Genomic DNA, 17,668 nt, shown 5'->3' with positions numbered 1-17,668 from the left:
CCCCGGCACGATCCTCAGTCCGGCGCGGCCCCCGGTCCGGCGCGGTCCCCGGCTCGGCGCGGTCCCCGGCTCGGCGCGGTCCCCGGCYCGGTGCGGTCCCCGGTCAGGAGGGCTGGGCGATCCTCACGTCTGGCTGCCCGGCGAAGGTCCCAGCAGGGCCCAGCTACGGTCGTCCCCCCAGATCGAGGATGGATCCACATATGGGCGTAGTAACGCAACAAGGTCGGCGTCGCCTCGATCATTGAGTTCGTCCGACGCTATCTTCCGTGCCACTCCGGCGAGGAAATCGGCGACCTGGACCCGTGGATCCGAGCGCGAGTCGACGAGCCTCAGGCCGGCCAGCCGCCCCGGGGACGCATGACGGAGGTCAGTGGCGTGCGGCGCGCCGAACATCTCCTTGAGTTGCGCGATGCGCTTCTCCGTCAACGCGTTGTGCTCGTCGTGAACGATCGAAACGGAGATTCCGCCCGCACCCCAGTGGACGACAGCCTGGACGATGGCCGGGATCAGAGGGTCCAGTGTCGGAATCATCTTCGGATCGTCGAGAAGCCGCGCCCGGAAGGAGTCCGCGTGAGGCCTGGCCCGCCTCAGCAGCTCCATGATTTCCCCCACCCGGCCGCCCGCTCCGGCGAGGCTCAGAGCGTCCACCGTACGGAAGAACGAGTCGGCGGACGTCTTGGCGCGCATCAGATCGTTGAACGACTCCAGAAAGGCGTTCCACCGTTCACTCCCGAACGCACGCTGCCCCTCGCGGTACAGGGTGACAGCCATGGCCTCGGCCTGCCGGTCCCGGCACAGGCCTGTGTCCGCCGCGTGGGCGACCTCTCCGACGAGCAGGTCGACGACCTTGCCGACGGCGAAGAACGTCTTGTCGATCAGATGGACATGCGCGTTCCCGTAAATCGGCCCGGAGGGCCCGAGCAGCCATTCGAGGACCGGCCGATGCTTCTCACGGAGCAGATGATTGGCTTTGTACTCCGTTGCCGGAGATCTTATCCTGTCCCGTGTTTCCCGGATGCACTCCGCCGCCGATTCGGCGCTCAACCGCACTCCGGCATGCGCGAAAACGTCGGTGTTTCCGCCGATGAGCTTCCCGCCCTCCGAACCGGACTCGTCACAGGCGATCTCAAGAATGTGGCCAGTCGATGGAGGTTCCGCCTGCATGAGATCTTCGCGACCGCCTGTCACTGACTGATTCCCTCACGGATGAGCTGCTCTGGAATACATGGGGCACGTCGATGCCCGCGCAATGGATCCCGCTCCGGCCGGAGGCCCGCGTATTACGCGGCGAACCCCCATGGAAATTACCGCCCGACTCTATCAACGGGCCTTTATTTAAGATAATAGGTTTTCGGTCCGGGTAGGGCCGTCGACCCAGCCCCGGATCCGGTCTGGCAGCCGCAGCGTGCTCGTAACGGCGCGCGCCCGACCGGCTGTCAGCGGAGATGGGCGTCGTCCGGTTCATCGGGAACGGCGGGGCTTCGAAGGAACGGCCGGGCGGTGGACTACACCCACCAGAACCCCTCCTACGCCACCGCCGCCGGAGGCGTCATCTCCACTGCGGACGATTCCACCGCGGACGATCTGGCCACCTGGATCCGGGCCCTGGTGACGGGCAAGGTCCTCATCCCCGCGTTCCAGCGGCAGTGGCTCCACAACCCGTAAGCCGAGGACCCGGCCGCGCCCGACGGGCAGAAGTACGGGTACGGCATCGCCTACCAGCACTTCGGTCCGAACGCCTCGATGTACTACCACGGCGGTGAACTCCCCGCCTTCAACTCCTTCGTCGGCCACGACCCGGACAACGAGGTCACGCTCGTCATCTGGACGGACCCGCCCCTGTCACCCGGCGGCGGAACCACGGCCCGAACCCTGCTGCCCACCGCCCTCAACCAGGTCTGCACCGGCCTCTCCCTCCCCTGCTTCGAGGCGGCCGGGAGGGAACGTCACAGGTGTTGTTCCCGGCTGGCCCGTTCCCGGGTGACAGCCTCGTGCACACCGACGAGGAAACCCTCGATGGTCGCCTGGTCCGCGGCGTCGAACCGTCCCATGACGGCGACGATCTCGTGGATGAGCGGGCCGAAGAAGCTCCATCCGAGCGCGACGGCGCTCTCGTCCACTCGCAGCAGCACACGGCGGCGGTCTCGGGTGTCGCGTTCCCGGCGCACATGACCGAGTCTTTCCAGACGGTCGATCACCGCCGTGGTGCCCGCGGAGTTGAGACCGAGATGCGCCCCCAGCGTTCCCGGGGTGGCGGGCGTGCCCGTGCGGGCGGCGTCCAGGAGGCAGATGAGCGCACGCACATCGGTCGGGTGGAGGGCGTGCCGGGCGGCGAACCTCTCCCCGATCCGGTCCAGTTCCACGGTGACGGCACGCAGCAGATGTACCACTCGTAACCCGGCGTCCTGTTCGTGCACCTCGTCTGTCTCCTTCCTGACCACTGCCATATTATGACAATATCTCGCTCAGCGAGATTCTTGTTGAGCAAGCCATCTGTCGAGGTGAGGCATGTCCGATGACGACCACGGTGCGAACGCGGCCTTCCTTGACGCCTATGACGCGGTCCTGGAGCGTTGGCCGGTCCGGGTCGAACCGATCGACCTGCCGTCGGCGTACGGCACGACACGAGTGAATGCGTGCGGGCCCGCGGACGGCCCGCCGCTGATCCTGTTGCACGGCGGTGGCACGACCTCGACGATGTGGTTCGCCAACGTCGCCGAGTTCGCGCGCCGGCATCGGGTGTATGCCGTGGACCGCATCGGCGAGCCGGGACGGAGCCTCCGGGGCGAGCGCCCCCTTCGCAACGTCCCCGACCTGCTCGACTGGCTGGACGGGGTGCTCGACGGGCTCGGGATCGAGAGCGCCGCCGTGTGCGGGCACTCCTACGGCGGGTGGATCGCCCTGACGTACGGCCTCCACGCGCCCCAGCGGGTCCGGCGGCTCGTTCTTCTCGATCCGACGCAGTGTTTCGGAGGATTCCGGGTCGGATACCTGGCACGCGCGCTGCCGTACCTCATCCGGCCGACGGCCTCGCGCGCGCGAACCCTCCTGACGTGGGAGACCGACGGTGCGGAAGCCGACCCCGCCTGGCTGCGGTTGTACGGTCTGGCCGCGGAGTTCCCGGACGCGAGAATCGTGACCGGGAAGCGGCCCGAGCCCGGACTGCTGCGCACACTCACGACGCCGACTCTCGTGCTCCTCGCCGGACGCAGCAGGGCCCACGCCCCTCACCGCATCGCATCCGCCGTCGCGCGCCTTCTCCCCCACGCGGAGACCACGGTGCTGCCGGGTCTCTCCCACCATGCGATGCCCTGGCACGAGGCCGCCGACCTCAACACCCGCGTCGTCGGTTTCCTCGACAGGGCGGCGACGTGAGAAACAAGGAAACCCCCGAACAGCCCTGAGGCCGTAGGCCCCCGCAGCTGCGGCGCCTTTCCGAGTCCGCCCCGTACACGCGCGAGGCCGCAGACGATGGCAACGGGCCCGGCCGGGTGGCGGCCAACACGCGCCGCTGGAGACGGGAGACCGCGACACCAACCATCTGGCCGCCCCCACTGGGACGGGTCACCCAGCTTGACGCCGATCCCGCGGTAGCCGTCCGGTACTTCAAAGAGCCACCGAGGGCGGCGGTGCTCCTCGGGCGGCGACTCGTTTCCCGCATGTCGGCGGAGGGTGCGTCCCCGTGCGCTGGGCCGTCCCGATCAGCACGGGCTCTCGTACCATGTTCACGTGCCCCCCCTTCTTCGCTCCGTGTGGGACGAACCCGGTCCCCCCAACCCGCCGCCGCGGGTATGGCGGGACTGGGTGCTCGTGGGAGTGCTCGTACCGGTCGCGGTGCTCGAAGGGCTTCTGCGGCCGGACCTTCCGTGGCGGGCCGTCTCGGTGATCCTCACGGTCGGCCTGGTGCCCACGCTGTTGTGGCGCCGGACCAGGCCGCTGCCGATGGTCGCGATCGTCTTCGCCACCACGAGCCTGGCCCCGCTGCTGACGGGCGGCGACTCCGCAGAGACGTACACGATGATGTACCTGCTGATCCTGGTGTACTCGCTGTTCCGGTGGGGGTCAGGACGCGAGGTCGCGCTCGGGTTGACGATCATGCTCGTCGCGGTCTCCCTCTCGCTGCTCCTCGGCCGCATCACCCCCGGCGACATGGTCGGCGCGTTCGCCGTCATGTTCTCGGCCATGGCCCTGGGCGGGGCACTCCGGTACCGGGCCAGGGCGAGGACGCGCGAGCTCGACCAGATCAAGCTGCTCGAACGCGAACAGCTTGCCCGCGACCTGCACGACACCATCGCCCATCACGTCTCGGCGATGGCGATCCGCGCCCAGGCGGGCCTCGCCACGTCGGAGTCGCGACCGGACGCCGCCACCGACGCGCTCCGCTTGATCGAGGTCGAGGCGGCACGCGCCCTCGACGAGATGCGTGCCATGGTCCGCATCCTGCGCCGGGACCAGCCCGCGGACCTGGCGCCCGGCCGACGCGTCACCGATCTCGAACAGCTCGCGAGCCGAGGCCGCTCCGGCCCCTCCGTCGACGTGGAGATCTCCGGTGACCTCGACGACCTCCCCCCGTCGGTCGAGGCCGCGATCTACCGCCTCGCCCAGGAGTCGGTCACCAACGCCCAGCGGCACGCCCGTCACGCCACCCGCATCGAGGTCCGCGTCACCGCCGACGACACATCGGTGCGCCTGCGCGTGAGCGACGACGGCGACAGCAGCCCCATACGCCCGGCCGCGCCGCCGGGATACGGGCTCATCGGCATGATCGAACGCGCTGACCTGCTCGGCGGCACCTGTGAAGCAGGCCCCGACCCCGACCGAGGCTGGACCGTGACCGCCGTACTGCCCCGGAGCGGGGCGGCGACATGAGCATCCGAGTGATCGTCGCCGACGACCAGGAGATCGCCCGCACCGGGCTCGTGATGATCCTTGACGCCCAACCGGGCATCGAGGTCGTCGGTGAAGCCGCCGACGGACGGCGAGCCGTCGAACTCGCGCGGCGCCTGCGCCCCGACGTGTGCCTGTTCGACATCCGCATGCCCGGCCTTGACGGTATCGAGGCCACCCGCTCCCTCGCCGGGCCGAACGTCGCCGATCCGCTCGCCGTCGTCGTCATCACCACCTTCGACCTCGACGACTACGTCTACGCCGCCCTGCGAGCCGGTGCCCGGGGTTTTCTGCTCAAGAACGCCGGCGCCGCCATGCTCTCCCAGGCCATCCACGCCGCCGCCAACGGCGACGCGCTCATCGCCCCGAGCGTCACCGCACGGCTGCTCGGCGCCTTCGCCAACGCCGGGCCCGTCTCACCGCCGGCGCACCCCATCGAGACGCTCACGGACCGGGAAGAACAGATCCTGGCCACCGTGGCACGCGGACGGACCAACAACGAGATCGCCGATGAGTTCCACATCTCTCTCAGCACCGTCAAGTCCCACATCGCCAGCCTGATGGCCAAGCTCGGCGCCCGCAACCGCGTCGAGATCGCCATGTGGGCCTATGAGACCAACCGCGTCAAGAACTGAGCCGGGGCCGGCTGGGCCGATCGCCTACGGATGATCCATTCGGCCGCGGCGAGGTTGATCACCCAGCCCGCGGCCACGAGCAGCGCTCTGGGGAACTCTCCAGGCGGGCCGAAGATCAGGAACCAGAACAGGTGGGTCAGTGCCTGCGTACCCGCGCCCATGCCGATCGCATAACCGCGGATCATCCAGGCGCGGTGCCGGGCGACGTTCCGCCGCCGGATCGCGGCGAAACCGAGAACGATGCACAGGACCATGGCCGAGCCGAACAGGAGCCGGAAGCCGGCGAGGAGGTCACCGTCACCGACCGGGCGAGGATAGAGCAGGGTCATCCACAGACCCGACAGCCCGGCGACAAGTCCGCACGAAACCAGGACCCGCCCGGCGACGCGGTGCCAGCCGGGCCTCCGGCGGCGGAACCCGGGGGCGAACTGGAAGGCCCCCAGCACGCCGTACAGGATGGCGCCGAGGATGTGCAGCACCACGGGCAGGGGCACCGCGAAGAACCGCGCGTTCTCCGGCGTGATCTCCGCGCCGCCCGTCAGCTCGGTCAGGCGGACGGCACCGGCGATCACGGGAACGGCACTGAGCACGATCAGCGCGGCGGGCACGAGCCAATCCGCCCTGGTGGAGGAGGCTGCGGCGGAAGTTCCTGCCGTGTTCCGGTCATCCGTCGGCCGGCCGTTCCGCGGCGACTGCGGAGACAGGGGATGTCCTGTCAGGCTCTCATCGGTCATGACCCGATCGTGGCGGCCGAGACGGCGGCGGTTCATCGGCAGAACGGTCTGATCCGAGCCGGCCGATCATCCGCCAATCAGGCGTACTTTCGGCTGATGAGTCCTTTGCGCAGGCCTTCTACGCTGATTCCGTGGCTCGGGACACGCCTGCCGACATCCGGCCGGCGATACCTCCGCCCCGTCGACGCGGGCCACGACATCGATCTGTGAGTGTGCCGGCCCCCGGCAGAACCCGCGGCACGGTTGCACCCGTACCCGCGGTGGACGAGGAGAATGAGATGAAGGCGTTCGTCCTGCGCTCGTACGGCTCACCAGACGTGCTGGAGCTCACCGACATCGACATGCCCGTGCCGGGTGACGACGAGGTGCTGGTCCGGGTACGCGCCACCTCCGTCCAGCCCTATGACTGGCACCTCATGAGAGGGGAGCCGTACGTCGCGCGACTGATGGGCGGCGGTCCCGGGCTACGCAAACCGAAGATCAGTGTCTTGGGCGCCGACATCGCGGGGCAGGTCGAGGCGGTCGGCAAGGACGTGACGGAGTTCCGCCCCGGCGACGAGGTGTTCGCGATGCCCAAACAGGGCGGCTTCGCCGAGTACGCCTGCGTCCGGGAGAGCGAGCTGGCGCCCAAACCGAAGAACCTGTCGTTCGAGCAGGCGGCGGCGGTGCCGCTGGCAGCCGGCACAGCCCTGCTGGGCCTGCGCGACGGGGGACGGATCCAGCCGGGACAGAAAGTCCTCATCAACGGGGCTTCGGGAGGCGTGGGCACGTTCGCCGTGCAGATCGCCAAGGCGTTCGGCGCGGAGGTCACCGGCGTCTGCAGCGCACGGAACGCCGACCTGGTCCGATCGCTCGGCGCGGACGAGGTCATCGACTACGCCAAAGAGGATTTCACACGGCACGGACAGCGCTACGACCTGCTGCTGGACATCGCCGGAAGCCGCCCGGGATCGGCGTGCCGGCGGGTGCTGACGCCCAAGGGGACCTACGTCGTCGTCGGCGGGCCGGGCGGCCGATGGCTACAACCCGTCGGTCACGTGTTCTCGGCCCTCGCGATGTCGCCGTTCGTGTCCCAGCGGGTGGTCATCGCGGACGTGGTCCGATGCGTGAGGAACAGACAGAACCTGATGACGCTGACCGACTTCATCGAGGACGGCAGGATCACTCCGGTCATCGATCGCAGTTATCCGTTCGAGGAGATCCCGGCCGCCATCAGATACATGGAAGAAGGGCACGCGCCGGGAAAGGTCGTCATCGTGGTCTGAGCCACCGGATCCATGCTTCCGACCGCGATCCTCGATCCGGCCTGCCGGCTGCGCGACGGACCAGGGCCACGGCACGGCGGACCGGTGTCGTCACGGCACGACGGACCGGTATCGTCACGGCACTCGGCGCCGGGCTGAGCCTGGTGGACCTGACGCCGGCGTCGTGGCAGGCGGCTGCTCCTCACCTGCGTGAACAGGCTTCATCCCCCCGGTATGCCGGGCTCCGCCCGACCGTCATCGGCACCAGAAGCCACGTGGCGGTTTCCTGCGCCAACCTGGTGCCGTGGCAGGGGTGCAGCCGGAATGTCGGCTACGACTACAGCGGGCTGGACCGGTCGATGCGCGAGCGGCTGGAGGGCGTCAGCCGGCGGCTGGACAGTGGGTGATCGTCACGACCTCAGGCGGTCCCCGCTGCCGGTTCTCCTGGGCTCGCCGCGCAGCGGGCCGCCCCCAACCCCGTGCCGCCGAAAACATCTCTGTCCCAAGGTCGGCACCGGACATGCCCGGCGACCAAGGGCCGGCATCTGACGAGACCCGCAGGTCTACGTGTCACCGGAGATCAGACCGACCGGGCATGAGATCCCTGTCCCGGCCATCGTGTATTGCCAAGTGGCCCGTGGGCCTCAGACTCCGACGACCTTGACGGTTTTTCCGCAGAGCTTGTACATGTCGTCCTCATCGGAGGTGAGGACGATCACCGGCCTGACCGCACGCAAGGCGGTGGCAGCCACTACGGCATCGACGGCGTACTTGTGACCATGCAGCCGCGTCTCGCGGAGGAGCTCGATCGCCCGCACACAGACCTCTTCGGTCACCGGCTCGACCTTCAGCCGGGACAGATGCCATTTGAGGCGATCACTTTTCACACGTACGTCTTGAGCCTCGATCGGCGTCATCGCACTGACGACGACCCGAAAGTCGTTGTCCTGCGCCTCCCGTACGATCGCGATCACCCGCCGGTCGGCCTCACACCACTTGACGAGCCCCTCGCAGTCCAGGACGACGGTGCCCGCGCTCAGCTTGCTTCGTGCGCGCGCCATCCGCCTTCTTCCTGGAGCTCGGGTGCGGATTTCACGCTGCGAAACAGCTCCGCCGCCTCATCGCGCAATTCTTGCGGAATCGGTCCACAGGCGGTCTCGTTCGCCTGAAGCGCCTCCTCCAAGAGGTCCCGCTCGATCTGACGTTCAACCGCGGCGTCGACATAGGCGGAGAACCCGCGCGCTCCGACCCGTTCCCTGACCGCCCGGATGTTCCCCGCACGCAAGGAGACACTGACCTTGGCCGCCGGGCCGTCCCCCGGGGCGAACTCCCGCTCAGGCACACTCATGCGGCTAGTTTACTACTCAAAGTAGCAAATGGCTGGGAAGTTCACCCATCGATGGATCGGACGGTCGAGCCCTCCTCCTCGATGGGAGCCAGGCCCGTCTGGCAGGCGCCCCACTGAGATGGGTCACCTAGCTTGACGTTGGTGCCGCCGATCCCGCAGTAGCCTCCGGGATTCTTGAAAAGGTACTGCTGGTGGTAGCGAGTCACTTCAAGCATTAAGTCTCGTCCTCCGCAGACTCCGGAGATCTCTCTGTCTCGGGCAGGTCGGCCAGGCCGTGATGACCGGGCGGTTCACCCAGGCACTCTCAGCGAGCGTTCAAGAAACCGGCACCGTATCGCGCCAGGAGCGGCCGCGAAGGACGTACCGGCAACCGTCCGGTCGATGCGCGGCGGACATGCGTCCGCCACCGGGGGTGCCGAGCCGGTCGAACTTACCGCGAGCGGATTCCCGGCGGGAACGGGAGATCCGTCTCACGCCTCCGGGAAACCGGGACCTGAACAATCGCTCCAGCGGGGCGGCCGTTCGGCCCCGCACAGTCGGAGCCCCTCAAGAGGTCGAAGTCGATGCGGTGGTCGTACAACCAGGCCAAGGCTTCGGGGCTGCCGAATCGGTTCATGAGCACCGGAAACATCGCGTCGCGGAGCACGCGAGCCAGGCCGGTGGCGGACCGTACGACCGCACCGGCGACCCCGAGCTGCTCACCGCGACCCTGCACGTCGGCGAGCTGATCGACCGTCCCTGACGCGAGAAAGGCCAGATCCCTACGACGACCATGGCGCGGACGTGCGCGACCTCAAGGTGGCGCGTCGCCCGTGCAACCGTTAGAAGCCCGGCAAAAAGCCACCCATGTCCTCTTCGAGGAGCGTCCAGACCTCGATCAGGTCCTTCGCTCCCAGCCTGCCGCACCCGCCACGTTCCCGGCTCCGCCCACTCCTACGTCTGGCAGGAGGCTCGGAAACTCGCCCTCACGCCGACCCAGGTCGCGTCTCCGCCGGCGGCCCGGCCAAACCTCCGAGCAGGCGACGCCGCCCGGAAGTCTCACAGTCCGGCTACTCCCTGTGGACACATTACGAGCATGCGAGCCGGTGTGCCTTGCCACGCAGCTCGCTCAGGCCTTGCGGAGCCCGGCGAACTGCAGGCCGGTGAAACCCGCCACCACTGCCGCCTGGACGATCACGAAGGCCGTGCCCAGACCGGCCACCGGGAACCATCCGGCGATCAGCATCTCCGCGCTGGCCGCCACCCAGGCCACGTTGACCACCATCACCGCGATCACCGCCACCCTGTTCACCACCGGACGGGTGGCCAGGTAGAGGAGGGTCGCGGCGTAGGCGACCAGGAACACGCCGACCGGCACGAGGAAGGCGGCGGGCAGGCCGAACATCGAGCCGAAGATCGCTGCGACGGCCAGGAAGACGAGGCCGTTGGCGCCCGACCCGATGGCGTCCTGCTTGAGCGCGAACCGCAGCAGCTTGGCCTCGGCGTTGGAGTTGGCGGCAGTGGTGGGCGCGGTGGCAATGGGGGCCATGATCAGATCCTTTCGCGCGGGACGCCGTCGTCCCTGTGCCAGCGAAATTACGCAGGTCGACGCCGCGCCGAATCTGTCATCGTGACGGTAGTGCCCGGTCACGGTCACCCGCTCGTGCACTGGGCGGGCACCTGGCCTTCGCCACTGCCGCCAGCACGGAGGTATGGATCCGTGTTCCGCTAGATTTCGGCCATGTTGTACGGGCGGGCTGCGGAGCAGGCTCAGATGGACCGGCTGCTGGCGAACGCGCGGTCCGGGCGCAGTGGTGTGCTGGTGGTACGCGGCCAGCCGGGTATCGGGAAGACCGCGTTGCTCGGCCACCTTAGGGAGTGGGCCGCAGGGGTGCGGGTGCTCCACGGGGTCGGCATCGAGTCCGAGGCGGAACTGCCGTATGCCGCCCTGCATCTGCTCCTGCGTTCCGAACTCGACCGGATCTCCATGCTGCCCGAGGCACAGGCGGCGGCGCTGCGGGGCGCGCTGGGGCTGGGGGCGGCGGCTCCGGAGAACCGGTTCCTCGTCGGGCTGGCCGTGCTCAGCCTGCTGGCCGAGGTCGCAGGCGACGGGGCGCTGCTCTGCCTGGTTGATGACGCGCAGTGGTTCGATCGGGCGTCCATCGACGCGCTGGTGTTCGTGGCGCGGCGGCTGGACGCGGAAGGCATCGCGCTGGTGTTCGCGGGCAGGGAGGAGTTCCGCCCACAGGGGCTGCCCGAGCTTTGGCTGGACGGTGTGGACCGCGACGCCGCCGTCGCGCTGCTGGCCGAGTCGGCCGGGGATCTGGCGCCGAAGGTGCGTGGCCGCGTCCTGGACGAGGCGGGCGGCAATCCCCTCGCGCTCATCGAGCTGCCGTCCGCGCTCACCGCGGAGCAGCAGGCCGGGCAGCTGAGCCCGTTCACCACGATTCCGGTTGCCAACCGGGTGCAGCAGGCCTTCCAGCAGCAGGTCAGGGCGCTGCCCGACACGGCTCAGGCCCTGCTCGCGGTGCTCGCCGCCGACGACACGGGCGACCTTGGCATCGTGCTGCGCGCCGCGGAGTCCCTCTCCGCCGGGCTGGCGGACCTGGAAGCGGCGGAGCAGGCCAAGCTGGTCACGGTGAACGGGGCCGCGGTGGTCTTCAGGCACCCGCTCATCAGGGCCGCTGCCTACCAGAACATGCCGTTGACGTCGCGGCTGGCCGTACGGCGTGCGCTCGCCGAGGTGCTCGACGGCGGCGAGCACGCCGACCGCCGGGCCTGGCATCTGGCCGCGGCGACGACCACGCCTGACGAGGACGTGGCGCGCGAGCTGGAGCTGGCCGCGGAGCGGGCGCGCACCCGTTCCGGCTATGCGGCCATGGCCGCGGCCTACGAGCGGGCCGCCGAACTCACCCCCGACACCGCCAAGCGGTCGGTACGGCTGGCTGCGGCGGCCGTGGCGGCCAGCGACGCGGGCCAGCCGACCCGCGCGGGCTCGCTGGCCGGCCGGGCCAGCGAGGAGATCCAGGACCCGCTGGCCCTCGCCCATCTGATACAGGTGCGCGCCCATCGAGAGTTCGAGCAGGGCAGCCAGGCCGCGGCCGGCGAGCTCATCATCGCCGGCGCGGAGCGGGTCGCCCCGCTGGACGCCGAGCGGGCGGCCTACCTGATCGTGGAGGCGGTGCGCTGCGGGTGGTACGCCAGTGACCCGCGCCTGGCGGAGCAGGCGGGAAGGCTGCTCAGGTCCCTGCCCGAGATCGGCTCTCCGCTGGTGAGCGGCGCGCTCGGGCTGGCCGCACTGGTCACCGGCGACCTGAAGGAGGCGGTCACGCTCATGCAGGAGCTGGTGCTCGCTCCGGATCTGTCCGCGCTCCAGGTGCCAGGCATGCTCTTCGTGGCCCAGCTGTGCGCGCCGATTGGGCGCTACGGTCAGGGCGAGGCCGCCGCGGCACGCGTCGAGGCCGAGTGCAGGGACAACGACATGGGCGGCTGGCTGACCACCGCCGTGGAGACCCGGTTGCAGGCGCAGATGCTGCTCGGCAGGTATCGCGAGGCGGCGGCCAAGCTGGAGGAGATCATCCCCGTAACCGGCGATCTGGGGCAGCGGAACGGAGCGGTCGCGCTCACCGCGCTGCTCGCCCTGGCACGCGGCGAGCTGGGCGACGAGCAGGGGTGCCGAACGGCGGCCGCGGCCGTCTTGGAACAGGCGGGAACGCGCGGGCTCCGCGCGGCCGAGGCGGTCGCGATGGCCGGGCTCGGGCGGCTGGAGCTCGCGCTGGGCCGTCCAGAGGCGTCGCTGGGGATCCTGGAGAGGATTTCGGCCGCCAACGCGCCGGTGTCCGTCTTCTTCGCCCCTGACCGGATCGAGGCCGCCGTCAGGATCAGGGAGCCCGAGCGGGCGCGCGAGCCCCTAGCGTACTACCTGAGCTGGGCGGCCAGCGTCGGCGTGCCGTCCGCCGACGCGGTCGTACTGCGCTGCCGCGCCCTCGTCGAGAACGACGAGGACCTGTACAAGGAGGCCATGCGGGCGCACGAGCAGGGCGAGCAACCGCACGAGCAGGCCCGCACGCGGCTGCTCTACGGCGAGTGGCTGCGGCGGGCGCGCAAGCGCGCCGCCGCCCGTGCCCAGCTGCGCGCCGCCCTGGAGACCTTCGACCGGCTCGGCATGGCGCGGTGGGCCGAGCGTGCCCGCGCGGAGCTACGCGCCACCGGCGACGTCCCCGCAGCCCCGCGCCAGGCGGACGATCCGCTCAGCGTCCTCACCGCGCAGGAGAGGCAGGTGGTACGGCTGGCCGCCACGGGCGCGTCCAACCGCGACATCGCGGCCCAGCTGTACCTCAGCCCGCGCACCGTCGGCTACCACCTCTACAAGGCATTCCCCAAGCTGGGGATCTCCTCGCGGACCGAGCTGGCCGCGATCGCTACCTGAGCCTGCCGTACAGCTCGGTGATCTTGGCTCCGTCGGCGACGAGCGGCAGCTGGTCGAAGGTCAGGGTCCAGTCCCTCGAGACGCCACCGGTGTCGCCGACGCGCTCGATGACGCCGAAGCTGACCGGGTCGGTCTGGCCCTTGGGCAGGAGCGTGCCGTGCCATTCCAAGTACGTCGCGCCGTTGACCTTGACGGCCTGGCCCGGCTGCAGCTGGACATCACTGACCTGGTCGAAGAACCTCTTCAAGTAGGCGAGCTTGCCCTGCGTGGTGCGCAGCGTGCCGCCGTTCAGGCCAGGGGCAGACAGCGGTGCGCCGGTGAGCCGTTCCACCAGGGCCTCCGCGTCCTCGCCGTTCCATGCCTCGGCACGGGCGACGAGCTCATCGGGGTCGAGGACGGGCTTGCGGCCCTGGTCGGGGGTGCTGCCGTCGGCGACGTCGGCGAACAGGTCGGGCAGCTCGGGGTCGAGCGGCTTGAACCAGGTGTGCCGGTCGTAGTAGCGGCGGCCCTGGACGACCTCGCCACCGTCGGTCAACTGGACTCGGTAGACCGCAGGGTAGGCGACCTCGTGTCCCTTGATCGTGGCCTCGTTGTGCGCTTCGAACATCACGGCGGGACCGTTCACGGCGATGCGCGTGCCACGGAAGCGGAAGTCGGGGACAAGGCTGAGCGATCCGCTGATCGCCTTTCTGATGGCCTCCTCACCCTGGAGCAGTGGCGTGCTCGCCTTCGCCGGCTCCCACAGCGTCGCGTCCTTGGACCACATGCCGACGTAGGCGCCCACCCGGTCAGGGGTGGTGACCTTGCCGAACTTGATCTGCCGCTTGATGAAGGTGCAGGCGTTGGGTGACACCCAGCCGCTGATGGAGGTGACCTCCGGCCGCGCCTCCGCGCAGCCCGCCGCTCTGTCCCAGCTTCCTTCCGTCGCCTGCGCCGGCCCCGTGATCGTGCACAGCGCCAGCACTGCCCCGGCTGCGAGGCCCATCCCCGCCACCCGCATCGCCTTCATGACCTGCCCCTTTCGATGTTCTTTCAGGTGCCACCGAAATTAGGCCGATCACCTTCGCGGCAAATCTGTCAACGTGACGGTAACCAGACGCACCGCACCAGGTAGGCCATGGGAAGCGCCACCGGGTCCGGCGGAGCCCTTCGACGCCGGCCGCGCTTCCACGGCATCTCGCCGCGCTCGTCGGCGCGTTACAAGAGCCGACAGCCCAGCCGGCGCAGGATCGGAGCTTCCCGGCCTAACGGTCCGGGTCGTGAATGACGGTCCACTTGTCACCGCGCTTGAAGTAGCGCATTTCCCTATCGGTGTAGAGGGTGGGGGATGCCTTGCGGTCGTTGAGAATCCACAGTCTGCCGGCCCGTGGGGTGGCGAGATCGAAGATCACTGTGGCTTTCCGTCCCTGCTCGTCGGCCTGATTCATGGTGACGAAGCGGTCGGCCACGAGTGACCGGGGGCTGTCGCCCGGCAGGTCCAGAACCTGGCTGCCGTCGCGGCGGGTCGCCTGGTTGCCAATGAGGCACCAGGTCACATCGCACCACGCCTGTGCTGGATCTTCGAGCCGCTCCCCTGTGCTCAGGTTGAGCAGATTCGTCATGGCCGCCGGACCATCGGCGGGACGCCCCGCCCAGGGCCAGGAGAAGAGACGCAGCCCCTCCGTGCCCGGCACGAACGACGGTTCGCCGCCCGCCACCGGAACCTGGTTGACGCCCCCGACTTGGTCGACGACCAGAAGATTCTGCCGCCTCCGACGGCCAGGTCCACACCGTAGATGGTGTCACCGTTCACCTTGTCCCCATCCAGCTCGGCCGGGAACGAGACCACCGTGCGGGGAGCGCCCCCGGTCACCGGAATCGTCATGATGTGGATGTCTCGGTCCACATACTTGAGCCAGGCGATCACACCTTCGCCCACCGCCGGCGAGTCCACCCCGCGTCATGCGGGTTGCCGGTGAGCATGTAGGCATAGCGGAACAACGCATCGATCCGCTCGGCGGCGAAGTCCGCGAAATCCGGCGTGTCATCCACGGGCGGGAATCCTCTCGTTCATCCCGGCTGAGACGCACCAGAGCCCCGAAATGTTGCATCGTCTGGAGTACGGGGGGCGAGACCCCTATGCCGGGGAACGGCGGCAGACCGACCAGCATGGGAGCCGACATGCCACGCCTGGCGAGCAGTGCCGGACCCAACGCCGTCATCGCTATGGCGCTATGGCGGTCCGACGGTCCGCCTGCTCGCCCAGGACACGACCGGGCGCTTCAACCTTCACCAGGTCGAGCCCCTGGATCAGCGTGACCATCTCATCGTTGCCCCTTGCCATCTCCTGATGGCAACGACTCACGATCCTGCCCGGCGACTGATCAGCTCTCGCTCGTCGTCAGACCGACCGGGCAGGAGACGCCGATGCCGCTCGAGGACCAGCGCTGGACCCTGGCCCGCATCGCCGATCTGATCGCTGCGCTGTTTCGCGTCCGCTACACCCCGCGTGGGGTCTCCTACCTGCTGCACCGTCTCGACTGGACTCCGCAGACGCCGGTCCATCGCGCCGCCGAGCGCGACGAGGAGATGATCGAGCAGTGGGCCGCCGAGCAGTGGCCGGCGATAAAAGGGCGACGCTCGACCTGGGCGCCTGGCTGTGCTGGGAAGACGAGGCCGGGCAGAACCTGAGGCCGCCCAAGGCCACCACCTGGGCGCCGCGCGGTCGTACGCTGGCCGTACGGGTGACCGGCAAGAGGTACGGCCGCGTGTGCCTGGCCGGATTGGTATGTGCCAAGCCCGGGCAGCGCACCCGGTTGATGTACCGGATGCTGCTGCGGCGTGGCCGTTCCGGGGAGGTCAAGGGCTTTGGCCCGTGGCGGTTCGCGGCGTTGCTGGAGGCCGCCCACCGGCAGCTCGCTCATGGGGCGCGGGAACGTCCACGGAGGCGGCGTCCCGGAAGGAGCGGTGTCGCGGGGCTGTACGGCCGAGTGCGGCGGTCGCCTCCGGGGACAGGAGGAGGCGACCGCCGCACTCGTTCACGATGTCGTGCCCTCTGGCCGGGAAGACCCGTACGGCGTGCCCTAGATCTCGCCGAGGAGGCGCCGTCGGAACGGGTACGGGGGGCCTTGCGCCGGCACGACGACGCGGTCACAGAGTCCGGTGGGCGGAGATCCTTCTCTCACCGAGCCCCCAGCGCCTCCTTCGCATGCAGGAGAGCCGAGGCGTTCATCTTCCTGGCGTCCGCCAGCTCCTTGGCGAACTTCTGCAACATCTTCTCGTAATAACGGTCCTCGATCCGGATTCGCTGTGCGGCGTAGTCGGTCGTCTTCTCGCACTCGGCGTCCGCGACGGCGAGAGAGATCTCCTGGGCGTGCGCCTCGTCCGATCCGATGCCGAGCCGCCGGTGCGACTCCAGCGACCTGCCTCTCGCCGCATCCGGATTCTTGAGGCCGGAGTGCCCCTTGCTCGCCATACACGACGACCACGCGGAATCGATACGCGCCATGTCGGCGTCCGACGACGCCTCCCGCCTGGCCCGTATCGGAAGATTTCCGGCCAGGTGAGTCAACTTCACGTAATCGCTCAGCGAGCCGTAGAGCTTTTCCCTCGCTTCGGCGAGGCATCCCTCGCTCGTCGTCCCCACTCTTCCTCCGCCCGGTAGGTCTGCCTTTATCTCGGGTGCGTCATCACGACCGAAGAACGCTTCGCCCCACCGCTTCTGCTCCTCTTCCGAGAGCTTCGAGATACCTGATCGGTCCACTTCTCCCGGGGAGTCTCCGGCGTTCTCCGCGGACTTGTAGCCCGTTCTCTGCGCCTGCTCCACCGTGAGGCCGTAGGGATCCTCGCCGAGGGTCGGGGCGACGTCCGTCGCCGAAGAGGGGTTTTGGACGTAGGTGAATCCACGTTTCTTCATGCAGCGTTGCACTAATTCCTCTTGCGCCGCATATCTTGTCGCCGACCCGGAGAACAGGGCGAGCAGCGCCTCCCGCACCTCCGGGTCGTGGTTCGCGAGCGGAGTGACGACCGCGGCGCGGCTCTGCGAGGTGTCTCCGGCGTTGGCAGTTGACAGGAGGTAATTGCCGCCGGATACCGTCGCGATCGCGACGGCGGCAAGGGCGATGCCGCCGAAGGCAATCTTGTGAAAGCTCCTACTCGTCATCGATCCCTTTCGTCCTCTTTTTAATAGTCGCTCACATGAACATACAGAGATCTCGTCGGCTGCTTGCATGGGCACTGACCAAGACCAGATCGCACACGCTATTGCAAGCAATCGCCAAGATTGATTTATCGGTGATTCTGCGACTGGCTCATACCGTGTGTCCCGACCATACAGTGGAGAAGACCTGATAGAGACGAACGGCAAGGGTAATACGATGGCAGCCGACCCGGAGCGCAGGCCTCTGGGCCGAGCACCGGAAGCGTCGCGGCAG

Annotated in this window: 20 protein-coding genes; 9 read left to right on the top strand and 11 right to left on the bottom strand. The window is 68.8% G+C overall.

Annotation, left to right across the window (positions count from 1 at the left end):
* Positions 1-123: 123 nt before the first annotated feature.
* Positions 124-1,164, bottom strand: coding sequence for a DUF3800 domain-containing protein (locus tag CA984_RS12545; protein WP_086571481.1), 1,041 nt, complete (start codon positions 1,162-1,164; stop codon positions 124-126).
* A gap of 336 nt (positions 1,165-1,500) precedes the next feature.
* Here CA984_RS12545 and CA984_RS47085 point away from each other — a divergent pair, with 336 nt between their 5' ends.
* A complete protein-coding gene (locus CA984_RS47085; RefSeq protein ID WP_207620835.1) occupies positions 1,501-1,665 on the top strand; it encodes a hypothetical protein in 165 nt (54 codons plus the stop codon).
* A 281-nt stretch (positions 1,666-1,946) separates the two neighbouring features.
* On the opposite strand, the gene CA984_RS12535 is transcribed toward CA984_RS47085, so the two are convergent.
* The gene (locus tag CA984_RS12535) at positions 1,947-2,447 is read right to left on the bottom strand and encodes a MarR family transcriptional regulator (protein WP_086571479.1); all 501 of its coding nucleotides are present in this window, start codon (positions 2,445-2,447) and stop codon (positions 1,947-1,949) included.
* 61 nt (positions 2,448-2,508) lie between these two features.
* Between CA984_RS12535 and CA984_RS12530 the strand changes: the two genes are divergently transcribed.
* From CA984_RS12530 to CA984_RS12520, 3 genes are all read left to right on the top strand, one after another.
* The gene (locus CA984_RS12530; RefSeq protein ID WP_086571477.1) at positions 2,509-3,375 is read left to right on the top strand and encodes an alpha/beta fold hydrolase; all 867 of its coding nucleotides are present in this window, start codon (positions 2,509-2,511) and stop codon (positions 3,373-3,375) included.
* A 354-nt stretch (positions 3,376-3,729) separates the two neighbouring features.
* Positions 3,730-4,869, top strand: coding sequence for a sensor histidine kinase (locus CA984_RS12525; protein ID WP_165781219.1), 1,140 nt, complete (start codon positions 3,730-3,732; stop codon positions 4,867-4,869).
* On the top strand, positions 4,866-5,522 hold the full coding sequence (locus CA984_RS12520) for a response regulator (protein WP_086571473.1): 657 nt from the start codon (positions 4,866-4,868) through the stop codon (positions 5,520-5,522). The genes CA984_RS12525 and CA984_RS12520 overlap by 4 nt, the downstream gene beginning before the upstream one ends.
* Here the strand turns inward: CA984_RS12520 and CA984_RS12515 are convergent.
* Entirely contained in the window at positions 5,495-6,130 is a 636-nt protein-coding gene (locus CA984_RS12515; RefSeq protein WP_165781218.1) for a DUF2306 domain-containing protein, read from the bottom strand. The genes CA984_RS12520 and CA984_RS12515 overlap by 28 nt on opposite strands.
* Before the next feature lie 404 nt (positions 6,131-6,534).
* Here CA984_RS12515 and CA984_RS12510 point away from each other — a divergent pair, with 404 nt between their 5' ends.
* Positions 6,535-7,521: an NAD(P)-dependent alcohol dehydrogenase gene (locus CA984_RS12510; protein WP_086571470.1), complete on the top strand. Its 987-nt coding sequence runs from the start codon at positions 6,535-6,537 to the stop codon at positions 7,519-7,521.
* A gap of 254 nt (positions 7,522-7,775) precedes the next feature.
* Positions 7,776-7,907 carry a hypothetical protein gene (locus CA984_RS48645; protein ID WP_278249005.1) on the top strand — a complete coding sequence of 44 codons (132 nt, stop codon included), beginning with the start codon at positions 7,776-7,778 and terminating at the stop codon, positions 7,905-7,907.
* Between the two features lie 237 nt (positions 7,908-8,144).
* On the opposite strand, the gene CA984_RS12500 is transcribed toward CA984_RS48645, so the two are convergent.
* Genes CA984_RS12500 through CA984_RS46050 form a run of 3 tightly spaced genes read right to left on the bottom strand, consistent with a single transcriptional unit; the run spans position 8,145 to position 9,063 of the window.
* Positions 8,145-8,561: a PIN domain-containing protein gene (locus tag CA984_RS12500; protein ID WP_086571466.1), complete on the bottom strand. Its 417-nt coding sequence runs from the start codon at positions 8,559-8,561 to the stop codon at positions 8,145-8,147.
* Positions 8,537-8,848, bottom strand: coding sequence for a hypothetical protein (locus CA984_RS12495; RefSeq protein WP_086571464.1), 312 nt, complete (start codon positions 8,846-8,848; stop codon positions 8,537-8,539). The genes CA984_RS12500 and CA984_RS12495 overlap by 25 nt, the downstream gene beginning before the upstream one ends.
* A 41-nt stretch (positions 8,849-8,889) precedes the next feature.
* On the bottom strand, positions 8,890-9,063 hold the full coding sequence (locus CA984_RS46050) for a hypothetical protein (protein WP_165781216.1): 174 nt from the start codon (positions 9,061-9,063) through the stop codon (positions 8,890-8,892).
* Between the two features lie 353 nt (positions 9,064-9,416).
* Here CA984_RS46050 and CA984_RS46045 point away from each other — a divergent pair, with 353 nt between their 5' ends.
* Positions 9,417-9,590, top strand: coding sequence for a hypothetical protein (locus CA984_RS46045; RefSeq protein WP_165781217.1), 174 nt, complete (start codon positions 9,417-9,419; stop codon positions 9,588-9,590).
* Positions 9,591-9,956: 366 nt separating this feature from the next.
* Here the strand turns inward: CA984_RS46045 and CA984_RS12485 are convergent, their stop codons facing one another.
* Positions 9,957-10,376, bottom strand: a complete 420-nt coding sequence (locus CA984_RS12485; RefSeq protein ID WP_086571460.1) for a hypothetical protein — start codon at positions 10,374-10,376, stop codon at positions 9,957-9,959.
* A 192-nt stretch (positions 10,377-10,568) separates the two neighbouring features.
* Here CA984_RS12485 and CA984_RS12480 point away from each other — a divergent pair, with 192 nt between their 5' ends.
* Positions 10,569-13,256: an AAA family ATPase gene (locus CA984_RS12480; RefSeq protein WP_086571458.1), complete on the top strand. Its 2,688-nt coding sequence runs from the start codon at positions 10,569-10,571 to the stop codon at positions 13,254-13,256.
* Here CA984_RS12480 and CA984_RS12475 read toward each other — a convergent pair.
* The 3 genes from CA984_RS12475 to CA984_RS48640 form a co-directional block, all read right to left on the bottom strand.
* A complete protein-coding gene (locus CA984_RS12475) occupies positions 13,249-14,265 on the bottom strand; it encodes a nuclear transport factor 2 family protein (protein ID WP_086571456.1) in 1,017 nt (338 codons plus the stop codon). The two genes, CA984_RS12480 and CA984_RS12475, sit on opposite strands and share 8 nt — an antisense overlap.
* 235 nt (positions 14,266-14,500) lie before the next feature.
* Positions 14,501-14,953, bottom strand: coding sequence for a hypothetical protein (locus CA984_RS45465; protein ID WP_133061644.1), 453 nt, complete (start codon positions 14,951-14,953; stop codon positions 14,501-14,503).
* A 205-nt stretch (positions 14,954-15,158) separates the two neighbouring features.
* The gene (locus tag CA984_RS48640; protein ID WP_278249004.1) at positions 15,159-15,287 is read right to left on the bottom strand and encodes a hypothetical protein; all 129 of its coding nucleotides are present in this window, start codon (positions 15,285-15,287) and stop codon (positions 15,159-15,161) included.
* A 285-nt stretch (positions 15,288-15,572) separates the two neighbouring features.
* Between CA984_RS48640 and CA984_RS12460 the strand changes: the two genes are divergently transcribed.
* Positions 15,573-15,926 carry a helix-turn-helix domain-containing protein gene (locus CA984_RS12460; protein WP_242675908.1) on the top strand — a complete coding sequence of 118 codons (354 nt, stop codon included), beginning with the start codon at positions 15,573-15,575 and terminating at the stop codon, positions 15,924-15,926.
* A 490-nt stretch (positions 15,927-16,416) separates the two neighbouring features.
* Here CA984_RS12460 and CA984_RS12455 read toward each other — a convergent pair whose 3' ends face one another.
* On the bottom strand, positions 16,417-17,397 hold the full coding sequence (locus CA984_RS12455; RefSeq protein WP_086571452.1) for a hypothetical protein: 981 nt from the start codon (positions 17,395-17,397) through the stop codon (positions 16,417-16,419).
* Positions 17,398-17,668 lie beyond the last annotated feature (271 nt).

Source organism: Streptosporangium minutum (assembly GCF_002149035.1).
Taxonomy (GTDB): domain Bacteria; phylum Actinomycetota; class Actinomycetes; order Streptosporangiales; family Streptosporangiaceae; genus Streptosporangium; species Streptosporangium minutum.
The sequence above is the reverse complement of the archived record's forward strand: the minus strand, read 5'-3'. Positions and strand labels throughout refer to the sequence as shown.